24 protein-coding genes and 1 tRNA gene are annotated in these 21,942 nt (G+C 71.3%); 9 read left to right on the forward strand and 16 right to left on the reverse strand.

Annotation, left to right across the window (positions count from 1 at the left end; translation table 11 throughout):
* Positions 1-19: 19 nt before the first annotated feature.
* Positions 20-895, forward strand: coding sequence for a carbohydrate kinase family protein (locus tag PVK37_RS29705; RefSeq protein WP_275031135.1), 876 nt, complete (start codon positions 20-22; stop codon positions 893-895).
* Positions 896-984: 89 nt separating this feature from the next.
* Here the strand turns inward: PVK37_RS29705 and PVK37_RS29710 are convergent, their stop codons facing one another.
* Positions 985-1,470, reverse strand: a complete 486-nt coding sequence (locus PVK37_RS29710) for a DinB family protein (RefSeq protein WP_275035279.1) — start codon at positions 1,468-1,470, stop codon at positions 985-987.
* A 227-nt stretch (positions 1,471-1,697) separates the two neighbouring features.
* On the opposite strand from PVK37_RS29710, the gene PVK37_RS29715 reads away from it, so the two are divergent.
* Positions 1,698-1,901 (forward strand): hypothetical protein, encoded by a 204-nt coding sequence (locus PVK37_RS29715; RefSeq protein WP_275031137.1) that lies wholly within the window; start codon positions 1,698-1,700, stop codon positions 1,899-1,901.
* A gap of 45 nt (positions 1,902-1,946) precedes the next feature.
* On the opposite strand, the gene PVK37_RS29720 is transcribed toward PVK37_RS29715, so the two are convergent.
* The gene (locus PVK37_RS29720) at positions 1,947-3,086 is read right to left on the reverse strand and encodes a polysaccharide pyruvyl transferase family protein (RefSeq protein WP_275031138.1); all 1,140 of its coding nucleotides are present in this window, start codon (positions 3,084-3,086) and stop codon (positions 1,947-1,949) included.
* Between the two features lie 97 nt (positions 3,087-3,183).
* Here PVK37_RS29720 and PVK37_RS29725 point away from each other — a divergent pair, with 97 nt between their 5' ends.
* Complete coding sequence (locus PVK37_RS29725) at positions 3,184-3,753, forward strand: dihydrofolate reductase family protein (RefSeq protein WP_275031140.1); 570 nt, start codon at positions 3,184-3,186, stop codon at positions 3,751-3,753.
* A 261-nt stretch (positions 3,754-4,014) separates the two neighbouring features.
* Here PVK37_RS29725 and PVK37_RS29730 read toward each other — a convergent pair whose 3' ends face one another.
* Positions 4,015-4,452, reverse strand: coding sequence for a hypothetical protein (locus tag PVK37_RS29730; protein WP_275031142.1), 438 nt, complete (start codon positions 4,450-4,452; stop codon positions 4,015-4,017).
* Positions 4,453-4,707: 255 nt separating this feature from the next.
* Between PVK37_RS29730 and PVK37_RS29735 the strand changes: the two genes are divergently transcribed.
* A complete protein-coding gene (locus tag PVK37_RS29735) occupies positions 4,708-5,643 on the forward strand; it encodes a phosphotransferase family protein (RefSeq protein WP_275031143.1) in 936 nt (311 codons plus the stop codon).
* 31 nt (positions 5,644-5,674) lie between these two features.
* Here the strand turns inward: PVK37_RS29735 and PVK37_RS29740 are convergent, their stop codons facing one another.
* The 3 genes from PVK37_RS29740 to PVK37_RS29750 form a co-directional block, all read right to left on the reverse strand.
* On the reverse strand, positions 5,675-6,472 hold the full coding sequence (locus tag PVK37_RS29740; RefSeq protein ID WP_275031144.1) for an alpha/beta fold hydrolase: 798 nt from the start codon (positions 6,470-6,472) through the stop codon (positions 5,675-5,677).
* 248 nt (positions 6,473-6,720) lie between these two features.
* Positions 6,721-7,956 (reverse strand): RCC1 domain-containing protein, encoded by a 1,236-nt coding sequence (locus PVK37_RS29745; protein WP_275031145.1) that lies wholly within the window; start codon positions 7,954-7,956, stop codon positions 6,721-6,723.
* A 762-nt stretch (positions 7,957-8,718) separates the two neighbouring features.
* The gene (locus tag PVK37_RS29750) at positions 8,719-9,666 is read right to left on the reverse strand and encodes an acyltransferase domain-containing protein (protein ID WP_275031146.1); all 948 of its coding nucleotides are present in this window, start codon (positions 9,664-9,666) and stop codon (positions 8,719-8,721) included.
* Between the two features lie 114 nt (positions 9,667-9,780).
* Here PVK37_RS29750 and PVK37_RS29755 point away from each other — a divergent pair, with 114 nt between their 5' ends.
* Positions 9,781-10,341, forward strand: coding sequence for a sugar O-acetyltransferase (locus PVK37_RS29755; RefSeq protein WP_275031147.1), 561 nt, complete (start codon positions 9,781-9,783; stop codon positions 10,339-10,341).
* Positions 10,342-10,439: 98 nt separating this feature from the next.
* On the opposite strand, the gene PVK37_RS29760 is transcribed toward PVK37_RS29755, so the two are convergent.
* Positions 10,440-10,958: an NUDIX domain-containing protein gene (locus tag PVK37_RS29760; RefSeq protein ID WP_275031148.1), complete on the reverse strand. Its 519-nt coding sequence runs from the start codon at positions 10,956-10,958 to the stop codon at positions 10,440-10,442.
* A gap of 38 nt (positions 10,959-10,996) precedes the next feature.
* Positions 10,997-12,328, reverse strand: a complete 1,332-nt coding sequence (locus tag PVK37_RS29765; protein WP_275031149.1) for a helix-turn-helix domain-containing protein — start codon at positions 12,326-12,328, stop codon at positions 10,997-10,999.
* Between the two features lie 319 nt (positions 12,329-12,647).
* Between PVK37_RS29765 and PVK37_RS29770 the strand changes: the two genes are divergently transcribed.
* Both PVK37_RS29770 and PVK37_RS29775 read left to right on the forward strand, forming a co-directional pair.
* Entirely contained in the window at positions 12,648-12,938 is a 291-nt protein-coding gene (locus PVK37_RS29770; RefSeq protein ID WP_275031150.1) for a hypothetical protein, read from the forward strand.
* Positions 12,931-14,160: a helix-turn-helix domain-containing protein gene (locus PVK37_RS29775; protein ID WP_275031151.1), complete on the forward strand. Its 1,230-nt coding sequence runs from the start codon at positions 12,931-12,933 to the stop codon at positions 14,158-14,160. The genes PVK37_RS29770 and PVK37_RS29775 overlap by 8 nt, the downstream gene beginning before the upstream one ends.
* Before the next feature lie 110 nt (positions 14,161-14,270).
* Here PVK37_RS29775 and PVK37_RS29780 read toward each other — a convergent pair whose 3' ends face one another.
* The 3 genes from PVK37_RS29780 to PVK37_RS29790 all read right to left on the reverse strand — a co-directional run bounded on the left by PVK37_RS29780 (position 14,271) and on the right by PVK37_RS29790 (position 16,024).
* Positions 14,271-15,011, reverse strand: a complete 741-nt coding sequence (locus PVK37_RS29780) for a hypothetical protein (protein ID WP_275031152.1) — start codon at positions 15,009-15,011, stop codon at positions 14,271-14,273.
* A 172-nt stretch (positions 15,012-15,183) separates the two neighbouring features.
* Positions 15,184-15,726: an AAA family ATPase gene (locus PVK37_RS29785; RefSeq protein WP_275031153.1), complete on the reverse strand. Its 543-nt coding sequence runs from the start codon at positions 15,724-15,726 to the stop codon at positions 15,184-15,186.
* Between the two features lie 61 nt (positions 15,727-15,787).
* On the reverse strand, positions 15,788-16,024 hold the full coding sequence (locus tag PVK37_RS29790) for a hypothetical protein (protein ID WP_275031154.1): 237 nt from the start codon (positions 16,022-16,024) through the stop codon (positions 15,788-15,790).
* A 196-nt stretch (positions 16,025-16,220) separates the two neighbouring features.
* Between PVK37_RS29790 and PVK37_RS29795 the strand changes: the two genes are divergently transcribed.
* Together PVK37_RS29795 and PVK37_RS29800 are read left to right on the forward strand one after the other, a co-directional pair.
* Positions 16,221-16,715, forward strand: a complete 495-nt coding sequence (locus PVK37_RS29795; protein WP_275031155.1) for a hypothetical protein — start codon at positions 16,221-16,223, stop codon at positions 16,713-16,715.
* A gap of 215 nt (positions 16,716-16,930) precedes the next feature.
* Positions 16,931-17,368, forward strand: a complete 438-nt coding sequence (locus PVK37_RS29800; RefSeq protein ID WP_275031156.1) for a hypothetical protein — start codon at positions 16,931-16,933, stop codon at positions 17,366-17,368.
* A 282-nt stretch (positions 17,369-17,650) separates the two neighbouring features.
* Here the strand turns inward: PVK37_RS29800 and PVK37_RS29805 are convergent.
* The 5 genes from PVK37_RS29805 to PVK37_RS29825 form a co-directional block, all read right to left on the reverse strand.
* A tRNA-Val gene (locus PVK37_RS29805) sits at positions 17,651-17,725 on the reverse strand.
* An 82-nt stretch (positions 17,726-17,807) separates the two neighbouring features.
* Positions 17,808-18,275 (reverse strand): peroxiredoxin, encoded by a 468-nt coding sequence (locus PVK37_RS29810; protein WP_275031157.1) that lies wholly within the window; start codon positions 18,273-18,275, stop codon positions 17,808-17,810.
* 62 nt (positions 18,276-18,337) lie between these two features.
* Positions 18,338-18,775 (reverse strand): DUF3052 domain-containing protein, encoded by a 438-nt coding sequence (locus PVK37_RS29815; RefSeq protein WP_275031158.1) that lies wholly within the window; start codon positions 18,773-18,775, stop codon positions 18,338-18,340.
* A gap of 115 nt (positions 18,776-18,890) precedes the next feature.
* Positions 18,891-21,287: a thiamine pyrophosphate-dependent enzyme gene (locus PVK37_RS29820; protein ID WP_423791121.1), complete on the reverse strand. Its 2,397-nt coding sequence runs from the start codon at positions 21,285-21,287 to the stop codon at positions 18,891-18,893.
* A 147-nt stretch (positions 21,288-21,434) separates the two neighbouring features.
* A complete protein-coding gene (locus PVK37_RS29825) occupies positions 21,435-21,899 on the reverse strand; it encodes a MarR family winged helix-turn-helix transcriptional regulator (protein ID WP_275031160.1) in 465 nt (154 codons plus the stop codon).
* Positions 21,900-21,942: the final 43 nt, after the last annotated feature.

The following is a 21,942-nucleotide window of genomic DNA, read 5'->3' on the forward strand; positions in this document are numbered from 1 at the left end:
GCCCGATATCGTCGGCGCCATGTTCGACCTGTTGGTGATCGGCGGTCTGGGCGTGGACGTCCGGGTACGCGTGCCCACGTTCCCGTTGCCGGTGGTCGACTCGCTCCTGGTCGATCCGATCGACCTGCGGATCGGCAACACCGGTGCCGGGGTGGCGCTGGCCGCCCACGCGCTCGGCCTGCGGGTGGCGCTGGTCGACGTGCTGGGTGACGACCCGCCCGCCGACGTGGTCCGGGCGGCGCTGGCGCGGACCGGCGTGCACCCGCTGCTGCGTACCGATCCGGGTGGTACCCGGCGGTCGGTGAACCTGGTCGACCCGACCGGCCGACGGATGTCGCTGCACGATCCCCGCCCGTGGCGCGGGCCGGCCCCGTTCACCGTCGACGAGCTGGCCGGGCTGGCCGGGCAGGCGGCCCACGTGCATTTGTCGATCATGGATTGGACGCGGGAGCTGCTGCCGGCCCTGCGCACCGCCCTCCCGGCCGGCATCGGGCTCTCCACCGACCTGCACGACTGGGACGGCGGGAACGACTACCACCGGCCGTTCGCCGACCTGGCCGAGCTGGTCTTCGTCAGCGGGGTCCGGCTGGGCGCGTCGGCGGGCCGGGTGGCCGCCGCGCTGGCCCCCCGTACCGTGCTGGTCACCCACGGCGCGGACGGCTCGGTGCTGCACCGGCCGGGCCACGGTCCGGCGCGGATCCCGGCCGCCGTGCCACCCGCTGCCGTGGTGGACAGCAACGGGGCCGGTGACGCCTTCGCGGCCGGGTTCGTGGCCGGGCGGCTGCGGGGGGCCGACCCGGAGTCGGCGGCCCGGTACGCGGCCGAGGTCGCGGCGGCGGCCTGCACGCACGACGGCATGGAGTACCCGCCCGGCCTGCTCCCACCACCCGGCTGACGCCGGGGCAGACCCACCCCGCTGACGCCGGGGCGGCCCAATCGGCTGAGGCCGGGGGGGGCGACGCGGAGCCGCAGGTGGCCGGCGGGTCAGACCGCCCCGGTCTGCCCGTCGGTCAGCTCGCGCAGGATGTCGGCGTGCCCGACGTGCCGGGCGGTCTCCTCGATCATGTGGACGTAGATCCACCGCAGGTTCACCTCGCCGAGCTGGGGCTGCGGCACGACGTGGTCCAGCGGGAAACGGGCGGCGACCTCGCGGGAGCGGGCGCAGGCCGCCTCGTACCCGGCGGCCAGCCGCTCGACGGTGTCCCCGGCGCGGATCGTCCAGCTCGCCCGGCCCGATTCCGCCGAGGTCAGGTGCTCGTCGCCGGGTCGGGGGGCGAGCAGCCGGGGAAACCAGTTCGCCTCGACCATGGTGAGGTGTTTGACCACCCCGGCGACGGTGGTGTCGGACGGCACCAGCCGGCGGGCCGCCTCGCTGTCGGCCAGGCCGCGCAGCTTCTTGAGCACCACGCCACGGTGCAGGTCGAGGAAAGCCTCCAGGACGGCACGTTCGTCGCCGGTGCGGGCGATCACCGGGGCGAGCGTCGGGTCGATGGGCGGGTCGATGGTGGTTTCGGCCATGCGTCGAACCGTAGTGGTGCCGGACCTCGGCGCGCTGCCCGGTTTCCGCCCGGGACGCCGGTTCGTCCCACCGCCCGGCCCACGGTCAGCGGGGTGCCGGGCCGTGCTGCGGCGGGGTGGCAGGGCCCCGCGCGGCGCATCGCCGTGCGGGTGGACCTTGGCCGGGGCAGGATGGGGCCATGGCATCCTCGGCAGAGATTCCCCTGGTGGGCGGCACCTTCGACGGCGAGACTGTCACCGTCGAGCTGGACCCGAACGGGCGGCCCCCACTGACCCACCACCATCTCGGCAGCACCGGGCTGGCGGGCGCGGAGATCTACGAGCTTGAGTCTGCCGAGGGCGAACCCGCCTGGCGCTACTGCTGGCGTGGCCCGGCCACCTGATCGCGGCGGCCACCGGTGGTGGCGTCGGGGCGAGCCGGGCGGGGCTCAGGCGCTGACCCGGGCCCGGTTGCGGGAACGGAGGCCGTCCAGCACCGCACGGGTGACCCGGGAGGTGCCCCGGGCCTGCTCGCAGAGTTCGGCCACCCGCTGCGCCACCGCCTCGGAGCGCGTGTCGCGCTCGTCCCAGAGCCGGTCCACCTCGGCCAGCAGCGGGCCCTCCACCTCCCGGGCCACCCCCTTGAGCGCCGGCACCCCCAGCCGTTGGGCCAGGTCGAAGACCTTGCCGGCGTACGGCAACGGGAGGAACGGCGTGTCCGCCATCGCCGCGAAGATCAGGAAGTGCAGCCGCATGCCGACGGCCAGGTCGAAGTGGCGCATCAGTCCGAGCACCTGCGGCGGCGAGTAGTCGCCGTGCAGGATGCGTCCCCGCTCGGCGGCGGTCATGTGGGACAGCACCCCGTGCGCGTGCCGGATGTCGTCCCGTTCCATCGGGACGAAGACCACGTCGGCGTCGATCCGGTGCACCAGGAAGTCACCGACCTGGGCGAGCAGCCGGTGGTACGCGTCGACGTCCAGCCGTTCGGCGGCCCGTCCCGGCTCCCGGACGCTCATCCCGACCAGCCGTTTGCCGTCCGGTACGCCCTCCTCGCGCAGCAGTCGCGCCGGGAACTCCTCCGGTTCGAGCAGGAACGCCGGGTCGGCGGTGACCGTGATCGGGGTGAGCAGCCCCGCCTCTTCCAGGACCACCCGGGACTCCTCGTCCCGGACGGTCACCTCGGTCGCGCCGGTCAGCGTCTCGCGGACCATGCCGCAGTCCACCGCCTCGGTGAGCGGCCCGACCCCCACGGCGTAGGTGAGCAGCGGCAGGCCGCGTTCCTGCGCGACCCGGACCACCCGCAGGTAGCGGCGGGCCTCCCGGTCGTAGAGGATGCCGCCGCCGCCGAGGATCAGCAGGTCCAGCCGGTCCAGTACGGCCGCCGAGTCGACCCGGCTGACGCCCTCCCAGGGCACCGCCTCCACGTCGGGATGGTGGGTGCGGGTGTGGTCGGGGTTACGGGAGAACACGACGATCCGGGCGTTCGGCTCCTGGGAGCGCAGGTCCGTCAGGAGGCCGGTGAGGATGGCCTCGTCCCCGAGGTTCCGGCCCCCGTACGACCCGAGCACACCGATCGTCAGCTCGCCCATTGCCACCCTCCCCTCGGCGGTCCCCCACGGCTACCCGCCGCCGGGCCGGACATTCCCGAGGATCTTGGCTGGTACGGTCCGAGCCCGGAGGTCACTCATGCGTTCGCTCGTGTACTACGTCGCCAGCACCCTCGACGGTTTCATCGCCGCGCCCGACGGGTCGTACGATTTCTTCCCCCTGGAACCGGACGTGGCGGCCCATCTGGCCGGGGCCTGGCCGCAGACGCTGCCCACCGCCGCGCACCCGGCGTTCGGGATCGACCGGCCGACGGGCCGGTTCGACGCGGTGGTGATGGGACGCGGCACCTACGAGCCGGCCCTGCGGGTCGGCATCACCAACCCGTACGCCCATCTGGCCCAGTACGTCTTCTCGCGGACCCTGCCGCCGGCCGACTACCCGGACGTCACGGTCGTCGCCGACGACCCGGTCGGCTACCTGCGGGACCTGAAGAGCCGGCCGGGCGGTGACATCTGGCTCTGCGGTGGCGGGCAGCTCGCCGGGCTGCTGCTGCCGGAGGTGGACGAGCTGGTCGTGAAGCTGCACCCGATCGTCGCCGGGGAGGGCGTACCGCTCGCCGCCCGACGGTTCGACCCGGCGCGGTTCACCCTGGTGGACACCCGGCCGTTCGACAGCGGGCTGGTCATGCTGCACTACCGACGAAGCTGAACCGGCCCGGCTCGCCGCAGCCCCGCCCCGGCCGGTCCGCCGGCGCACCCGGCCCGGCCGGCGTGGCCCGGCTGGTCCGCCGGCGTGGCCCCGAGCCGGCTAGGTTCTGTCTGGCGCGGACTCGCCACCCGATACGACAGGGTGGCCGCCAACGTCCAGGCCACCCTGGACCTGGTCGAAACCCTCGACTGGCTACGCGCCGTCCCCGGCAACCACGATCCGCGATACAGAACCCAGCCGCACCGACCCGATGGCTTCGGGTCAGGTCCGCTTGCGGCTCGCGATCTCTTCAGAGAGCTGCTGCACACGGGCGGGGTCCGCGTCCCGGGCGAGGGCGACGTAGTGGTCCATGACGGCCGGCCGGTAGCGCACGGGCAACGTCTGTCCCGGGGCGAGTCGGGTGAGCTCGGTGATCGTGAGGTCTTCGTCTGCGATACCGCGGAACGAGATGCCGTCGGCGGTCTCCACGTCGAACATCAGGACCACGCGCGGGTTGCTGTTGACCTCCCGCCAGTCGACGAGAACGCCGAGCGCAAGCGCCCCCGTACGCAGTTCCGCATTGCGCTTCCGTGCAGCACTGCTCAGGAGCGGGTTCGGGGCGACACCCGGAAAGTCGGGCCCGACGCCGAGCGATTCCCGACTCAGGTCGGGCCTGAGCTGCGCCATCAGATCGTTGAGGTTCTTCTTCCAACCGAACATCCTGCCCCCTCAGACCGGTGCCGGAATCTCGGCCTGGCGCCTCGCCCGCACCGCGACTATACGTCGCCGGCCATTCCCATCCGGCCCGGTCGTCCCGTCGGTCTCGGGAGCATTCCCTCGGTCAACGACCATTGGGCATCCGAGAGCAACCGAGAGCGCGACACGGGACCAGAGTTCCAGCCAGAACGCTCGGCCTTGGTCGGACACGCCCTAATCCGCTTGCCGCGGCCGGGGCGGGGCGGCCACCGTGGACGGATGGACGCCGCCACGAACCGCCGGATCGGCTGGGCCGACCTGCCCGCGTCGGTCCGGTCCGGGGTCGGACGGATTCTCGGGGGCGAGGTGGTCGCGGCGGTGTCCCAGCCGGGCGGTTTCTCCCCCGGTACCGCCGACCGGGTCCGCACCGCCGACGGGCGGCGGGCCTTCGTCAAGGCGGCCAGTCCCGCCGTGGACGAACGCTGTGCCCGACTGCACCGCAGGGAGGCCCGCAACGCGGCCGTCCTGCCGCCGGGCGCGCCGGTGTCCCGGCTGCTCGGCTGCCACGACGACGGTGACTGGGTGGCGCTGGTCTACGCCGACGTCGACGGCCGGCATCCGGTGACGCCGTGGCGCGCGGACGAGTTGGCCGCCGTCCAGGACACCCTGGAGACGATGGCCCGGGTGCTCACCCCCGCGCCGGCCGGCCCGGTGCGCACCGCGGCCCGCTCGCTCGGGCCGGACTTCGCCGGCTGGCACCGGATCGCCGCCGACCCGCCCGCCGACCTGGACCCGTGGGTACGGGCACACCTCGACGAGCTGCGCGCCGCCGCCGACGCGGGGCTGGCCGCGCTGACCGGCGACACCCTGTGCCACCTGGACGTACGCGCCGACAACCTGCTGATCGACGGGGCCGGCACGGTCACCGTGGTCGACTGGCCGTGGGCCTGCCGGGGGCCGGCCTGGCTGGACAGCATCCTCCTGCTGATCAACGTCCAGCTGTACGGCGGGCACGACACCGAGGCGCTGCTGCGGGCCCGACCGTGCACCGCCGGGGTGGATCCGGCGGCGGTGACCGGGGTGCTGGCCGGGATGGCCGGCTTCTTCCTCGACGGGGCCCGCCAGCCGCCCCCGCCGGCGGTGCCGACCGTGCGGGCGTTCCAGCGCGCCCAGGCGGACGCCCTGCTGCCCTGGTTGGCCCGGCGGCTGCCCTGAAGCCGGGCGCTCAGACAGCCGGGCGGGCCGGTCAGCCGGGCCGGTGGACCGGGTGGGTGAGGAAGCCGACGACGGCCGCCGCGAGGGCCGGCGAGCCGACGATGTCGTAGTGGGTCAGGCCGGGCAGCACGGCCAGCCGGGCGGTGGGCCGGCCGCTGCCGTCCCAGCCGGCGTCCCGGTGCCCGCCGCCGAGCAGCCCGAAGAACTCCACCACGTGGGCCGTGCGGACCGCGTCGGCGTCGGCGAAGACCAGCAGCGTGGGCAGGGTCAACCGGGCCACCTCGGCGGACCAGTCGTAGTCCCGCCGCAGCAGCGCGCCGAGCTTGGTCCAGAGCACCGGCCAGTCCTGTGGGCGCGGCGCGACCCGCGCGTAGTGCTCGTACGTGGGTGAGGCGCGGGTCTGTTCGGCGGTCTCCGGCCCCATCCGGGCCATCCCGTCGCGCACCTCCGGGTACCAGCCGTCGCGGCGGCACGGGACGGAGACGCAGACCAGCCGGCGCACCAGGCCCGGATGTTGGATCGCGGTACGCAGGGCCACCGCACCGCCCAGCGAGTACCCGAGCAGGTCCGCCCCGGCCAGGCCGAGGTGGCCGAGCAGGGCGGCCACGTCGTCGGCGAGCCACTCGTGGCGCAGCGGCCGGTCCACGTCCGGGGTACGACCGTGCGCCTGGAGGTCGACGGTGACCACCCGGCGGTGCGCGGTGAGCGCCGGCAGCAGCGGCGCGAACATCTCCCCGGAGCCGATACCACCGTGCAGCAGCACCAGCGGCGGGCCGGCGCCGTGGCTGGTGTGCCACAGGCGTACCCCGTTGACGTGGGCGTAGCTCACGGCCCCTCCGGTTCCGGTACGGCGGTCTCTTCCGGCGGGGGTTCCCGTTCCGCCGGGAAGCGCACCTGTCCGCCCGGCCGGCCGCCACCGCGCCGCGCGCCCCGCGACGGTGGTGACGACCGACGGGCGGGTCGGCGCGTTCCGGGCCGACCGTTGCGTGGCTGGCGCGTTCCGGGCCGGCGGTCGCGTGGCCGGCCCGGAACGGGCGCGGTGTGCGATCCGGTTTCCGTCGCGGAGGCGCGCAGGTCCTAGGTCGCGGGTGCCAGGACCTGCACCGGGGTGAGCCGGTTCTCGGTGGTGCCGTCCCCGAGCTGGCCGAAGGAGTTCCCGCCCCAGGTGGCGACGGTGTAGTTGGGCTGCAACGCCATGCTGTGGAAGGTGCCGGCCGCGATGCCCCTGATCAGGATCAGGAACCGGGTACACGGCGCGACCTCGCCCACCGCGCACACCCGTACCGGGACGGAACGTGACGTGGTGGTGCCGTCACCGAGCTGGCCCTCCGCGTTGTAGCCCCAGGTGATCACGCCGCCACTGCTCAGCTGCGCCATGCTGTGGTCGGCACCGGCGGCGATGATCCGCACCTGGTACAGGAACCGGGTACAGGGTGCGGTCTCCCCCACCGCGCAGACCCTTACCGGGGTGAGGCGTGTCGTGGTGGTGCCGTCACCGAGCTGGCCGAGGGCGTTGTAGCCCCAGCTGACGACGCTGCCGTCGCCCAGCCGGGCCAGGCTGTGGTTGGCACCGGCGGAGACGGCGTTGACGGCGGTCAGGAAGCGGCTACAGGGCGCGACCTGCCCCACCGCGCACACCCGCACCGGGGTGGAGCGTGACGTGGTGGTGCCGTCACCGAGTTCCCCCTCGCCGTTGTAACCCCAGCCGACGGCGTCGGCGTTGCCCACCACCGCCAGGCTGTGCCAGTAACCCCCGGCGAGGGTCCGGGCGGTGGTGAGGAACTGGCTACAGGGCGCGACCTGCCCCACCGCACACACCCGCACCGGGACCGGGCTCTCCGTGGTGGTGCCGTTGCCGAGCTGACCGTCGGCGTTCCAGCCCCAGGAGACGACGGCCGAACTGGCACCCAACCGGGCAAGGCTGTGCAGACCGCCGGCGGCGATGCCCGAGACCCCGCTGAGGAACTGGCCGCAGGGCGCGACCTGGCCCACCGCACACACCTGCACGGGGACGAGACGCTGGTCGAAGGTGCCGTCGCCGAGTTGCCCCTCACCGTTCCAGCCCCAGGAGACGACGGTGCCGTTGCGGAGGATGGCGAGGCTGTGGAAGCCGCCGGCGGCGATGGCGGTGACCCCGCTCAGGAACCGGCCGCAGGGCGCGACCTCCCCCACCGCACACACCTGCACCGGAACGAGGCTGGTGGTGTCGGTGCCGTCACCGAGCTGGTGGTAGGTGTTGTCGCCCCAGGCCACGACGGTGCCGTTGGAACGCAACGCGATACTGTGCCCGAAGCCGGCGGCGATGGCGATCACACTGCCGAGTTCGGCCGGGGCTTGCTGGGCCCCGGGTGCGCGGAGGGTCTCGGGTGCGCGGAGGGTCTCGGGTGCGCGGAGGGTCTCGGGTGCGCGGGAGGGCGCGGGTGCGGGTCCGGGTCTGGATGCGCGGAGGGTCGCTGGCGCGGTTGCGGGTGCAGGTGCAGGGGCGTGGAGGGTCGCCGGCGCGGGCGCGGCGGACCGGCTGTCCGGGGTGCCGTGCGCGTAGCCGACGGAGGCGTCACCGATCACCAGGACCATCGCCAGCGCCGCCAGTACGGCGCCGGCAGCCGATCGACGGAAACGACCGGCCGGTACGGCGAACACGTCGCCGGACACCTCTCGGGGCGGGCATCTGCCCATTTTTCTCTCCGATCTGTGGAAAGGTTCGACTACCGGCCGCGCGGTGACTGACCCGAACGGCCGGCCCGTAGCCGTGGACAGTCGTTGATCCGTCTCTTCTACCGAGACAGGAATCAAATTCGAGCCGAACCGGTCGCCGACGAGCGTTCAGGCATACGGCAGACAGGAGGTGAGCACCTCTTCTGTCGAGCGCCGAACGATTCTCGGCAATGGTGACGGCAGGAGCGGATGGAACGCGGCCTGATTTCTCCCCGACCCCGGACGCGCCCGACGGCAGGTTATGTCAAAAAATATAAGTCAATACAGCATGATCAATGAATAGGCGCGTCGAACGAGTTAATTCCTCGTGATTAGCCGCAGTTGCCCGGCAGGGCTCGGGGAGCGGCGACCGGCGGGTGGTCACATCGGGAAGCTGCCGCGCCGCCAGTGCCAGTGGCCGCCGGCCCGCAGGTGGTCGACGATCGCGCGCTGGAGCGCGGTACGGCGCGGCAGGCGGTCGAGCGGTGTGGTCAGGGTACGGAACACGAACCGCAGCGCCTCGACGTCGGCGTCCAGCCCTTCCTCCGGCCCCGCGTAGGGCTCCAGCTCGAACCGACGCTGGAACCGGACGATGTTGGAATCGTCGGGGAGGTACTCCCGTAGCTGCGGGTCGAGCAGCCACGAGCCGCAGGAGAACGCCGGGTAGCGCTCGTCCGGAAAGTGGCGCGGGAAGAACGCGCGGGCCGCGTCCAGCGACGCGTCGACCGCCTCCGGGGTCAGCGGCCCCGACTCGGGGATGTGCAGGGACAGGGCGCTGTCGCCGCGATGGTGCTGGAGCCGGCCCAGCTCGTAGAGGCCGCCGCGCACGTGCAGGGTCAGCCAGCTCTGCATGACCGGCCAGCCCTCCCGGTTCATCCGCCGGTCGATCGCCAGGTTGCGGCCCAGGTCCGCGAGGGTCACCCAGGACACGGCGTCGGGGATACCGTGCTCGCGGTGGTACCCCCGGGCCACGTCGACCAGGCCCAGGTACGTGTACGCGTAGAGGTGCCGCCAGGCGGGGCCCCGGTCGCGGGGCAGCGCCGGGCCGGGCGGTAGCCAGCCGTGGCCGCCGAGATCGGCGCGGACCAGGGCGATCGAGCGGTCGAGCAGCCAGCGCAGCTCCGGGGTCCACAGCGGAGAATCCGGGTCGGGCCAGCCGGCCATGATCTCGGCGGCGTCGTCCGGCCGTACCGCGAGCCGGTCGAGGATCGCGGGCGCGTCGGCCCGGTCGGGCAGCGGAGCCGACGGCAGGTCACCGGCCAGCCGGTGCACGCGGTCGACCTCCTCGACGGGCACCCCGAGCCGGGCGGCGATGTCGTCCAGATCCACGCCGACGACCCTACCGGCCGGGCGGCGTCCGCCCGGCCCCTGCCGGCATCACCTCGCCCGCCCCGGCCTTTCCCCGCATCACCTCATGCCCCGCCCCTGTGCCAGCATCGCGTGGTGCGCAACGAGCGACGCCTACCGACCCGGACGCCCGAGTCACGAGCCTTCGCGGAGCGCGTACCGCTCGTCATGGGCCTGAGCGCCCGCCTCAACGCGCTGCCGTTCGACGACCTCGACGCGCGCAGGACGCTGCTCACCGAGATCTTCGGCGGACCGGTCCCCGATTCGCTGACCGTCCTGCCCCCGTTCCACTGCGACTACGGGCTCGGCGCGTCGTTCGGCGAGCGGGTGTTCATCAACCAGGGCTGCTTCTTCCTCGACTACGGCGGTATCACCATCGGCGACCGGGTCCTGATCGGCCCCCGGGTGACGCTGAGTACGGCCGGCCACCCCGTCGAACTGGACGAACGCTACGACTTCATCACGCACGCGCCCATCGTCATCGAGGACGACGTGTGGATCGGTGCCGCGGCCACGGTCACCCCCGGGGTGACGATCGGTCGCGGATCCGTGGTCGGCGCGGGTGCCGTCGTCGCGAGGGACGTACCCCCGCTGAGCGTGGTGACGGCGACGAGCATCGTCGAGCGCAAACGCCTCAAGCCGCCGTCCGCCTCCTGACACCTGCGGCAACGCGTACGTCGTGGGCGGCCCGGTGCTGGTGCAGGTGCCGACCGCCGCTGACAGCGAGACGCTGACAGCGGGCAGGGATGCGGTATCTACTGCTTCCGACCGAACTCGGTGTAGCACGGTTGGTTCTCATCGAGCGCGTCGAGAGCCGCCCTGATCCTGCGTGCCATGGACGGGCGCAGAAGAGGCACGGCATCGTCAAAGGCCAGGAACCGTAGACCTCTGAGTTCAGGATCGGTCGGCTGGAGAGCTGCGGCCGACCGCTCATCGAGTTGTCCGCCGTCGAAGACGAACATCACACCGTCGGGCCACACACCGTGAGCTGGCACCCAGTCGACCACCAGCAAGCGTCCGATGTCCAGGTCCAGGCCGATCTCCTCCTGCACTTCCCGGCGGCATGCGGCAAGCGGCGACTCGTCGGCCTCGGCCATTCCTCCAGGGATGTCGAGGAGAGGTTTGTAACCGGGCACCACGAACAGCACCCGGCCGGCATGATCTCGGATGAGCGCCCCGCCGGCTACCCGCTTGCGGGGCAGTCGTCCGGCGATGCCCGGGTCGAACTCCCGTTCGGGCTCGCCCTCGGCGAACAGGTCCTCAGCCAACGTCACGGCCCTACGGTACTGAACCTGGCTGGGAACACCGCCAGTCAGCCGGCCAGCAGCAGATCGGCACGCTGTTGGAAGTCCCTGACAGCGGCCTGCTGTCCATGCGTCGCGAGCTGCTGACTGATTCGCACCAGATGTTCGTGAGATCGACGGGAGGCCAATCCAGCGGCGGACTCAAGCGCCCTCGTCGCAAAGGCGCAAGATTGCTCCACATCGCCCTCAAGCAGCGCCACCCGTGCCAGTTGAACCGCGCCATAGATGCGGCGGCGAGCCTGGCCCTTGGTGTCATCCCTGATCAGGGCAAACATCCGGCGGGCTTGCTGCGTTTTACCCAGATCGACCCAGCAGGTGCCCGCGTGGCTGACGAAGAGGGCTTCTCCCCAGTGCCCGCTCCAGGCTGGCCGATCCCCGCCGTCGATCTGGTGAAAAGTTCGCTCGGCTCGCAGCAGAGCGGCGGTACAACCCGCTTCGTCGCCCTGCGCGGCAAATGCGCGCGCTTCGAAAACACATGCCTCGGTGATTGCCACCGCTACGCCGGTTCGACTGCTTGCCTCGCGAGCCACCTGCGCGAGCCTGAGCGCGTGATCGGGTCGTCGCAGATGAAGCGCCTGGTCGGCCATGCTGGTCAGAACGTAGGCGGCGTAGGCACGGTCACCTGCCGCCTCAGCGAAACGCAGCGCCTGGACGAAGTACCTTTGTGCCAGGGAATGCCGCGAGGTGTCGTAAGCCATCCAGCCGACAAGCTCACACAGGATCGCCGTCGCGCTGAAAAGGTCGCGTTCGACACGGGCGGGCTTCACAGCGTAGATCTTCGGAAGGACCCGGTCCCTCAGATACCTCACAGCCATCAGTCGGCAGTGATCTCCGCCGAACTTCCGGTCCAGCCCGTCAAAGGTGCTGGTCATCGTTCGCATCTCCTCGATGTCGTGCCCGGTCACCGCTCCCCCGCGATTCGGCAGGTCGGTCACCGATGAACCGAAGAGCCAGTCGAGACAAGCCGCACTCAACGCATCAGGAATGTACCTGCCACGGGTCACGGCGGTGTGTCCCATGTCGTCGAACCGAGTCAGGTCATCAAGGGACGAGGCGGCCCGGTTCAAGGATGCCTGGTAGGCGAGGCCCGCGTCGGAGCGAACCCGGTCGACCGAACCGCTGAGCCCCAGCTCGACAGCTTCGAGCCCGTACGCCTCACAAAGCAGTGATCGGTAGGGATCAGAGGCGTCCCGCTCGCCGCTTTCCCATGCGGAGATCATTCGCAGCAGGCTCGCTCGCGTCGCCAGCGCGTGTCGCCCCTGCGCCAGGCGCTCCAGTTCGTGAGCCAGCCTGGACTTCGACCAACCCTTGTCGTTTCGCGCTTGCCGCAGTGGCGTCATAGACGTACCCCGATTGACGTTCAGGCGATAGTCGACCGGTCCACGATGCACGATTCCTTGGCGTGGACGCAAGGGACGCGTCACCCCCAGTCACTACCCCTCATCTCCCGCCCTACCGCGTCAGGCCCTCCCACTCTGCTGAATTTCGGGGCGGCAGGGTCTGCTAGAGGCAGTAAGCAACTCCAGCACCTGCCGGGAATCGATTTCTGCTCGGACAATCGTGAACATCCATCGACGCTTCAGGTGCCGTGACGGAACTACTAGGGAATGGGATTCCCGCACGACACAAGCCCGCGCATCCCTCTCGGAAGGAAAGACCATGAAGAACAAGCCAGCCGGTCTGGGCTCCCGTATCGGCTCGACGGTCCGCCGGATCTGGCGGACGGTACGCCGCGAAGCGACCCGGCAGTATGACGGTCAGGCCATCCAGGATGCGGAGTTCCGGGCCGCCCAACAGCGGATCGTGGCGGAGGCCGAACGGCAACGGGGCACCCCCGAGGGCGGACGGCACCGCTGGTACGACGGGCCGACCCGGCTCGTACCCCTCGCCCAGCGGCCCGCTCCCCTGCTCACGTACGGGCAGCGATGCGGGTACCGGTGCCGTGGATAGGCTGCCGGTGGGCCGGCGGGTGGCGTACTGGCGGGCCCGGCGTGGCATGTCCCAGCAGGCGCTCGCCGACGCGCTCGGCAAGTCGAAGAGCTGGGTGGACAAGGTCGAACGGAGCGTCCGCCGGCTCGACAAGCTCTCCAATCTCCAGGAGATCGCCCGCGCTCTCCGCATCGACGTCCAACTCCTGCTCGGCACTGAGCCGTCCCCCACCGACCCGGACGACGCGACGGACACCCGGGTGTCCGACCGGGACGTCGACGCGGTCCGGGTGGCCCTGTTCCGGTACGACGCGACCCTCCCCCGCCCCGACCACACCGGCCCCATGTCCCGCCGCGACCTGCGTCGGGCCGTCGAGCACGGCTGGCTGGCGTTCCAACACACCGACTACCGGCAACTGCTGCGCGGCCTGCCGGGCCTGTTACGCGACACCCAGCGGCTCAGGCTCGCGCACCCGGACGACCCGACGGCGTACCACCTGCTCGGGCAGGCGCACCAGCTCACCTCGGCGCTGCTCGGCAAGCTGGGCGAGACGGGCATGGCCTGGCTGACCGCCGACCGGGCCCTGACCAACTGCCAACACGCCGACGACGCGGTGCTCACCGCGTCGGCCGCCGGGCAACTGGCCCGCGTGCTGCACGCCATGGGCCGCCCCCGGCACAGCTTGGAGGTCGCCATCGCCGTCGCGCACCGGCTCGCCCCCGCCGACCCGCTCACCGCCGCACCGGCACCGCACCTTCCCGGGTGCGGCTCCCTGCTGCTCCACGCCGCACTGGGGGCCGCCGGCTGCGGCGACCGGCCCGGCGTACGCGACCTTCTCGACCAGGCCGACGAGGTTGCCGCGATCGTCGGCGAGAGCCCCGGCCGGTACGGGACGAGCTGCGCACCGGTGCTGGTGGAGCTGACCCGGGTCACCGCCGCGCTCGACCTCGGCGACCACACCGACGCGCTCAACCGGCACCGGGCACTCCTCGGCACGCCCGCCTTCCAGCGGCTGCCGGTCGAGCAGCGGGCGGCCCACCTGGTCGACGTGGCCGGCCGCTGCGTCCGCCTGGGGGACCTGGCCGAGGCGGGTCGGGCGCTGCTGCTCGCGTACCGGACCGCGCCCGCCGAGGTACGTCACCGGCCTGCCGCCCGCAACACCCTGCGCACCCTGGTCCGCCGGGCCACCCGGCCCGCCCCCGAGATCACCCACCTCGCCGAGTCCCTCCGGGTCGCCGTCTGAACCGGCCCGGACCGGATCCGAGCCACCCGGACTACGGGGGAAGCAGCGCGCCCTCCGTCGGGAGATGCGGCGATGGATCCAGCCAGCCCTCGCAGGTACTGCCGGGCCGATCAGAACAGTGCAGGGCCCAGGTCCGGGTTCGTGCCGGACGAACCGACGTTGACCTGAGAAGGACGCCAACCGGCCTGAGTCGCCAGTAGGCGCGCATCCTCCCTTGCCTGGAACAACGCCTGAAGCAGCGAATCCACCTGCGCGTCCGTGAGTGAAACCCGATAGGAGAAAGTCGGACCGTCATGACCCACGGTGGCCCCGAGGTCGAGCCGGACAACCGGATGGACCGGGGCACCGTCGTGACGAGCCGAGGCACCCTCGAACGTCAACTGCGTCCCACCCCACGGATCAATGTTCACCCGATGCGGCAGGCACCACCCCGGCTCCTCCCGCTCGCTTTCCTCGTCTGACTCTTCCTCGGCAGGGAGGGTGAGCTGATAGTCCATCAGCTCCCCGTTGCTGCGCATTGCCAACAGGCCAGCGTTCACCAACTCAAGCATCAGCTCCGACAGCGGCAGCGCCACGAGCTCGTCCCACGTCATCGGCCAATCCCACACATCAGCCTTCGTGGGCGCCGCATCCGACAATGGGCCCGCATGGAATTCGTCGCGCCGGAACTCCAGGATCAGCCCGTCGTCGTCGGCGGCGAGAGTCAGCCCCTCCAGCAGCGGTTCGAGATGCGATTGCTCGTCGGAGATGTACTCCCGTGACTCTTCCGCCCACTCGTACGGGCCGACGAAGCGGGCACCGATCAGGAAGCTCCATCCGTCGGTGCCGGTGATGATCTGGTCCGAGGTCATGGGTGAGGAGCGTAAGACCAGCGCCACGGATCCATCATGCGGCGTAGTGGTCGTCCTCCCACGACACGCCGCTCGTTGCCGGCAACCCGCCACAGCACCAGGCCAGCCAGCGATCCTCGACGATCCCGTCTCCGCTCGTGAAACCGCAGCCGCCGGGGAAACGACCCGTACACTACTCGAAGCCGGTGCGTTGCTCGATGAACGTGACGCGAGAGGCGACATCGCCGCGTGGCAGGGTGATCGGCTCGTAGCCGTGGCGAGTGTAGGCGGCAATCATGGCGTCGTGGGTACGGACGGCCTCGGCATGGTCCTGGTGCCGTTCGCTGTCGGTGGTGTAGATCTGCGGCCAGGGCGGGGCGACGAACACCCGCCGGTGGTAGCGGAACATCTGCGCCGCCGCCGTCACGTGCGCCGGCACTGGCTGACCGAGCAGGAAATGGTAGCCGACCAGATCCGGGATCCCCCGATCGAAGAAGACCAACCCGGCATGCTGGCTGGCCTGACGGTAGGAACGGATCTCCCAGCTGAGCATGACCTCGGCGAACAGTCGTGAGTCCCCGGTGTGCAGCGCCCGGCCGCCGATCGCCAGCTGGTCCTGGATGATCTGTCGTCCCGCTTCGTCGACACAGGCGTGGCCGGCATCCCGCAGCCCGTCGATCAAAGTGGTCTTGCCGGCTCCGGGTCCGCCGGTGATGACGATGTACTGGTTGCTCACTTCATCCCTCCTGACGGAGTCTCCCGGTGGGGTAAGGGCGCAGCCAGCTCGACGCGCCCGGTCACCAGGCGATCTGGATCCATTCGACGGGCTCGCCTACCTCCTGCTCCACCTGGTACGCGACCGAAGCGACGAAGCGCTCCGCCGTCTCCTGGGTCATGGGGCCCTCGAAGGAGAGCTGCCAACCGACCGGCTCCCCGGAGAAGGCCACCTCGGTCTCGTCACAGCGAACCCGGTGATCTCCCCAGCCAGCGGTGACGACGCAGTCCCAGCCGTCCGGCGTGAGCACGACCGCCATCCGGTCACGGCAGACTCCTGGCCACTCGTGGGTGGCCCTGATCCGGATCAGAAACTCCAGCACCGGAGGATCATCGCCTGTGCGCTGTGGTACATGGTGGGCGCTCTCCTCGTCCCGCCCGGTTGCTGTCGACAGCCACCCTCGGTGTGATCCGGTCGGCTGGTACGGCGTCGTGCCGTTGGTAGCCTCGGGGCTGATGACACGCTGCTTCGGCGACCGGGCCACCATCGCGGTGGAGGTGGGCGAGGTCCAGCCGCCCTCACTTCGCATTGTCGACCTGTGGGTGGCTGGGAAAAGGCTGACCATCGATGACAACTCAGTCTTTGTTCCGTTCTTCTCTCGCGCCATGCGATCGAGCGCGGCGCAGGTGCGCCGAGGCAACGTCAAGCCCTGTCCGTTCCCCGGCCACGCCCCTGAGGAGATTTTCCGGCTGCTCCAAGCCGATGAGACAGGGTACCGGGAGCAGTTCTGGTTCATGCAGTGGGGCGAGACCGTCGACAACGTGTCCGCGTACGCCTACCTCGAAGACGAACTGGTGATCCTCTTCGCGTTCTGGCGGGCAAGCCATCCCTTCCCCGAGGATCTGGGCAAGGTCTTCGTCGCCAGAATCCCGCCGAACGAGTTTGCGGCCACCATCGAGGAATCAGCCGATCTGCTGGACGCCGAGTTCGCTATCGTCGATCCCCGTTGAAACGGAATGAATTGTGCCCGGGGCGTGCCAGCACGAGGCAGACTCCTTACCCCCCCAGGCAACCACCACAGCCGCTTAACCTGCTTCCCCACCATCGGTGAGCTGCAAGAACAGTCCTGCTGTGTCCACACCCGTCCACCGAAGTCCGCCCCGATGTCTCAAGCGCTACATTTCTCGCGAAACCTTCGCTCTGCTCAGCGTGCTAGGAGCTGACCATGCCCGTCAGGAAGACCGCTGGCCCGTGGCAGGGTGACGACTTCGACGACCTCGCCACCTACATCCGGCACCACCAAGCGGGCGGCTATCCGGTCCAACACGTCAAAGACGTCGGCTGCCGGCACTGCGACGGAAAGACGTTCCACGTCACGGTCGACGACGAGGAAGGTTGCGCCCTGATCACCTGCCACGACTGCCAGACCGGAACACCCATCGCCGACAGCGCCGACTACCTCGAAGACGCGGATCTGGAGGAATGCGCCTGTCCCTGCGGAGGCGAGACCTTCACCGTCGGCGTCGGCTACGCCATGAACACCGACAACGAGGTTCGCTGGATCAGCCTCGGTCTGCGCTGCCTCACCGACGGCACCCTCGGCGTCTACACCGACTGGAAGATCGACTACGCCCCCACCGCACACCTACTTTCAAACGCCTGAACCCACCTACTTGACGGAAACAGGAGCGTCCTCATCGCCGGCTGCCGGCCTGTCGTGTCCCTGCAGATGGAGCTGGGTGTGCCGCCGCACGTCGTCCAGGCCATCGCCCGACACGCCGATGTGAAGATCACGCTCAAGGTCTACCCGCACGAGAACCTTGACGTGATGCGTCAGGCGCTCGGCAAGCTCGACGGGCGGCCTGTCGTGACCCCGGTTGCTGTCACCGTTGCTGTCAACGGCCGGGGACCGGATCTTCGGAAGCGCCTCCGCGCTGGTGGTACGTGGTGGGCGCGGCAGGTTTCGAACCTGCGACCCCTCGCTTGTAAGGCGAGTGCTCTCCCACTGAGCTACGCGCCCGGACGCCCCGTACGGCGGGCCGGTGGCTGGCAGCTTACCTGCCGGCCACCGGCCCGGTCGAACCGTATGCCCGGTGGGTGGATCAGGCGGCGGCGGTCTCCGCCAGCGCCTTGCGCCAGTCCTGCTGGTCGCGCGCCTCGCCGGGCATGTTCATCTCGGCGAAGCGGACCACGCCCGCCTTGTCGATGATGAAGGTGCCCCGGTTGGCGATGCCGGCGACGTCGTTGAAGACGCCGTACGCCTGGGCGACCGCGCCGTGCGGCCAGAAGTCCGCCAGGAGGGGGAACTGGTACCCCTCCTTCTCGGCCCAGATCTTGTGGGCGTACACCGAGTCGACGCTCACGGTGAGGACCTGGACGTCATCGTTGACGTACTCGTTGAGGTTGTCCCGCACCTCGCACAGCTCACCCTGGCAGATGCCGGTGAAGGCGAGCGGGTAGAACACGAGCAGGACAGTGCGCTTGCCGCGGAAGTCCGACAGCCGGACCTCCTGGTTGTTCTGGTCCTTGAGTACGAAGTCCGGCGCCTCGGCGCCAACCCCGATCGGCATGCAAGCTCCTTGGTTAGTCACGGTGGGGACCAGCCTGCCACACCCGGTACGGGCGCTGGCTGCTACTTCTTGCCCTTGGTCCCCCGCCGGAGGACGAGGCGGGCCCCGCTCCAGTCCCGGCCGGCGTTGACCGTGGACGTCTGCTGGAGCCCGGCGGTCGGCGCGGACTCGGCGACCTCGCTCGGCTCGACGTGCCCCTCCCGCCCGGCCTTGGGCGTCAGCAGCCAGACGACGCCGTTGTCGGCCAGCGGGCCGAGGGCGTCGACGAGCAGCTCGAAGAGGTCACCGTCGCCGTCCCGGTACCAGACCAGCACCGCGTCGACCACCTCGTCGGTGTCCTCGTCGACCAGCTCTCCACAGCGGTCGGTAAGGGCGTCGCGGAGATCCTGGTCGACGTCGTCGTCGTACCCCATCTCCATGACGACCATCCCCGGCTCGATCCCGAACCGGTCCGCCAGGCTGCGTACCCCGTCGGCGGCCTGACCAGCGGTCGCGCTCACTGTCGCGTGCCTCCTCATCTCACATCGCTGCTCCCGGCATCTCCTCCGACACCGTTAGGCAAAGTCCACACATTCCAGCCCCCCGGCGCAAGTGGCGCACCGGGTGGAACGGAATTTACCGTGCCAGCAGCGTACGGGCACCCTGGGTAATGGCATCTTCCGAGACCAGGACCTGTCGCGCCGCCGGCCCCAACGGTACAAACGAGTCGACGGCGGCCACCCGGCGGGCCGCTCCGACGTACCCGCCGTCGACCAGCGCCGCGATCACCCCTTCGCCGACGCCACCGGATCGCCTGGTCTCGTCCACGACCAGCACCCGACCGGTCGCCGACGCCTCCCGGATGATGTCGGGGACCGGCAGCGGCGCGAGCCACCGCAGGTCCACCACCCGGGTACCGACGCCCTCGGCGGCCAGGTGCGCCGCCGCGCGCAGGGACATCCGTACCCCGTTACCGAACGTGATGATGGTGATGTCCTCGGCGGAGCCGACGCCGTACACCCGGGCCCGGCCGATGGGCACGTGCGCGCCCACCCAGCCGCCCGGCCCCTGGTACGGGTCGAGCCACTCGCCGTCGCCGTCGGCGTACAGGTCACGGGTGTGGTAGAGGGCGATCGGCTCCAGGAAGACGCAGACGCTGCCGTCCACCGCCGCGCTGGCCAGGCAGGAACGCAGCATCGGCGCGGCGTCGTCGGCCCGTGCCGGCACCGCGACCACCAGGCCGGGCACGTCCCGCAGTACGGCAACCGAGTTGTCGTTGTGGAAGTGTCCGCCGAGCCCTTCCTGGTACGCCAGCCCCGGCACCCGGACCACCATCGGGTTGCGGAACGCCCCCTTGGAGAAGAACTGGGTGGTGGCCGCCTCGCCGCGCAGCTGGTCCTCGGCGTTGTGCAGGTACGCCAGGTACTGGATCTCCGGTACCGGCAGCATGCCGGCCGCTCCCGCGCCGAGCCCCAGCCCGAGCACGGACGTCTCGTCCAGCAGGGTGTCGAAGACCCGGGACACGCCGAACCGGTCGCGCAGGCCCCGGGTGACCCCGTACACCCCGCCCTTGGCCGCGACGTCCTGGCCGAAGACCACCATGCCGGGGTGGTCGAGCATCCCGTCGGCGAGCGCGGCGTTGACGCTCTCGGCGAGGGTGAGCGGGCCGGCCAGTTCGGGCAGCGTCCCGTCGAAGGCGGCGGACCGGGCCGCCGCGGCGGGGCCGCTGGCGCGGGCGGCGGCGTCGGCGACCGCGCGGGCCACCCGGACCGGCCGGCGGGGGGCGAGCGGGGCGACGATGTCGGCCACGGTGGTGAGCTTCGGCTCGGCGATCGCCTCCTCGGCGATCTTGCGGATCTCCCAGCCGACCTCGTCGTACCGGGCGAGCAGCTCGGCCGGCTCGGCGAGGCCGGCGTCGACCAGCAGCCGCGCGGTGGTCAGCAGCGGGTCCCGCTCCAGGTCGGCGGTGATCTCCTCGGCGCTGCGGTAGGTGGCCTCCGCGTCCGCCCCGGCGTGCCCCATCAGCCGTACCGTGCTGAGGTGCAGCACGGCCGGCCGCCGGTGCCGGCGCACCCAGGCCGCCGCCTCGGTCGCGCCCTGGTACGCGTCGACCAGGTCGCTGCCGTCGGCGTCGAAGTAGCGGATGCCGGGCCGGGACCGGAGCATCGCCGCCACCCAGCCCTTCGGGGAGCGGACGCTGAGGCCGAGGCCGTTGTCCTCGCAGACGAACAGCACCGGCACCCGCAGCCCGGTGTGGTCGCACCAGCCGGCGGTGTTGAGCGCGGCGGTGGCGCTGGCGTGGTTGATCGAGGCGTCGCCGAACGAGCAGACCACCACGGCGTCCGACGGCCAGGGGGTGCGGGCCGCGCCGGCCCCGCTGCCGACCCGCCCGCCGGGCCGCCGGCCGGTGCCGTCGGCGAGCCGGCGCAGCCGTTCCACCGCCAGTCCCATGCCGACCGCCCGGGGCAGGTGGGAGGCGACGGTGGAGGTGGTGGGGACGACGGCCAGGTCGGCCCGGCCGAAGACCTTGTGCCGGCCGCCGGCGATCGGGTCGTACGCCGAGGCGACCAGGCCGCGCAGGACGTCCCGGGCGGCCCCCAGGTGCGGGTCCTCCGGGCCGGTGTCGTCGTCGCCGGCCGGGTCGGTGGTGCGGCCCGGTTCACCGGTACGGCCGGTTTCGGCGGTGCGGGCGGTGGACGCCGGCTCGGTGCCCGGTCCACCGGGGGCCGCTCCCGCTGCCGGGCCGGGCGCGGCGGCCTGGGCGGCGCGGGCGCAGTAGAACGCTCCGGAGCGGTAGTGCAGCAGGGCCGGGTCGGTGGGCCGCAGGGCGGCGGCCACCGCCGCGTTGCCCTCGTGTCCGGCGGAGCCCACCGTGTGGTAGCCCTCGCCGAAGCTGCGCAGCCAGCGTGCCGCCAGGTCGAGCTGCCGGCTGGTGACCTGCGCGTCGAAGAGGTCCAGCGCCTGCGTCCCGGTCAGCGTGGCACCGTCCCGGACCGGCTGGTCCGGGTCACGTCGCTGCGCCGGTACGGCCAGGGCGGCCAGGCTCTCCCGGAACCGGTCGTCGAGATCTTGCGGGGTGGTCACGTCCGACAGCATTACCGACGCGGGCCAGACCTGCCCACTCAGACACGTCCCGGACCATCGGCCGGTGACCGGCCCGGACGGGCGGGACGGGGCCGGTCAGCCCTTGTCGCAGTCGGAGATCTTGCGGACCAACCGGCGCAGGGCGGCCAGTTCGTCGACGCCGAGCGCGGCGAGCAGTCGGGAGTCCGACAGCACCTGGTGCACCCGGGCCCGGACCTCGCGGCCCGCCTCGGTCACCACCAGGGTCTTGAGCCGCCGGTCGGCGGGGTCGACCCGGCGTTCCACCAGGCCGGCGCGTTCCAGTTTGTCGACCAGGGCGGTCACGTTGGACCGGTCGCACCGGAGCTGGTCGGCGAGGTGCCGGGCCGGCATCGGCCGGTCGGGGTCGAGTTCGTGCAGCGCCCGGGCGACCGCCGGGGTGAGACCCAGGTCGGCGATGTCGACGTCCTGGTAGTGCCGGATCGCGGCGGCGAGGTGCATGATCCGGCGCACGGTGTCCCCGGCGAGCCCCGCGCGGTCCTGCGAGCCGGGAGCGGAGGCGGTCAACGTGACCTGCGTCATGTCTTACATCCTACGTACGGATCATCTGTCGGCGTCCACTCGT

This window comes from Micromonospora cathayae, assembly GCF_028993575.1.
Lineage (GTDB): Bacteria > Actinomycetota > Actinomycetes > Mycobacteriales > Micromonosporaceae > Micromonospora > Micromonospora cathayae.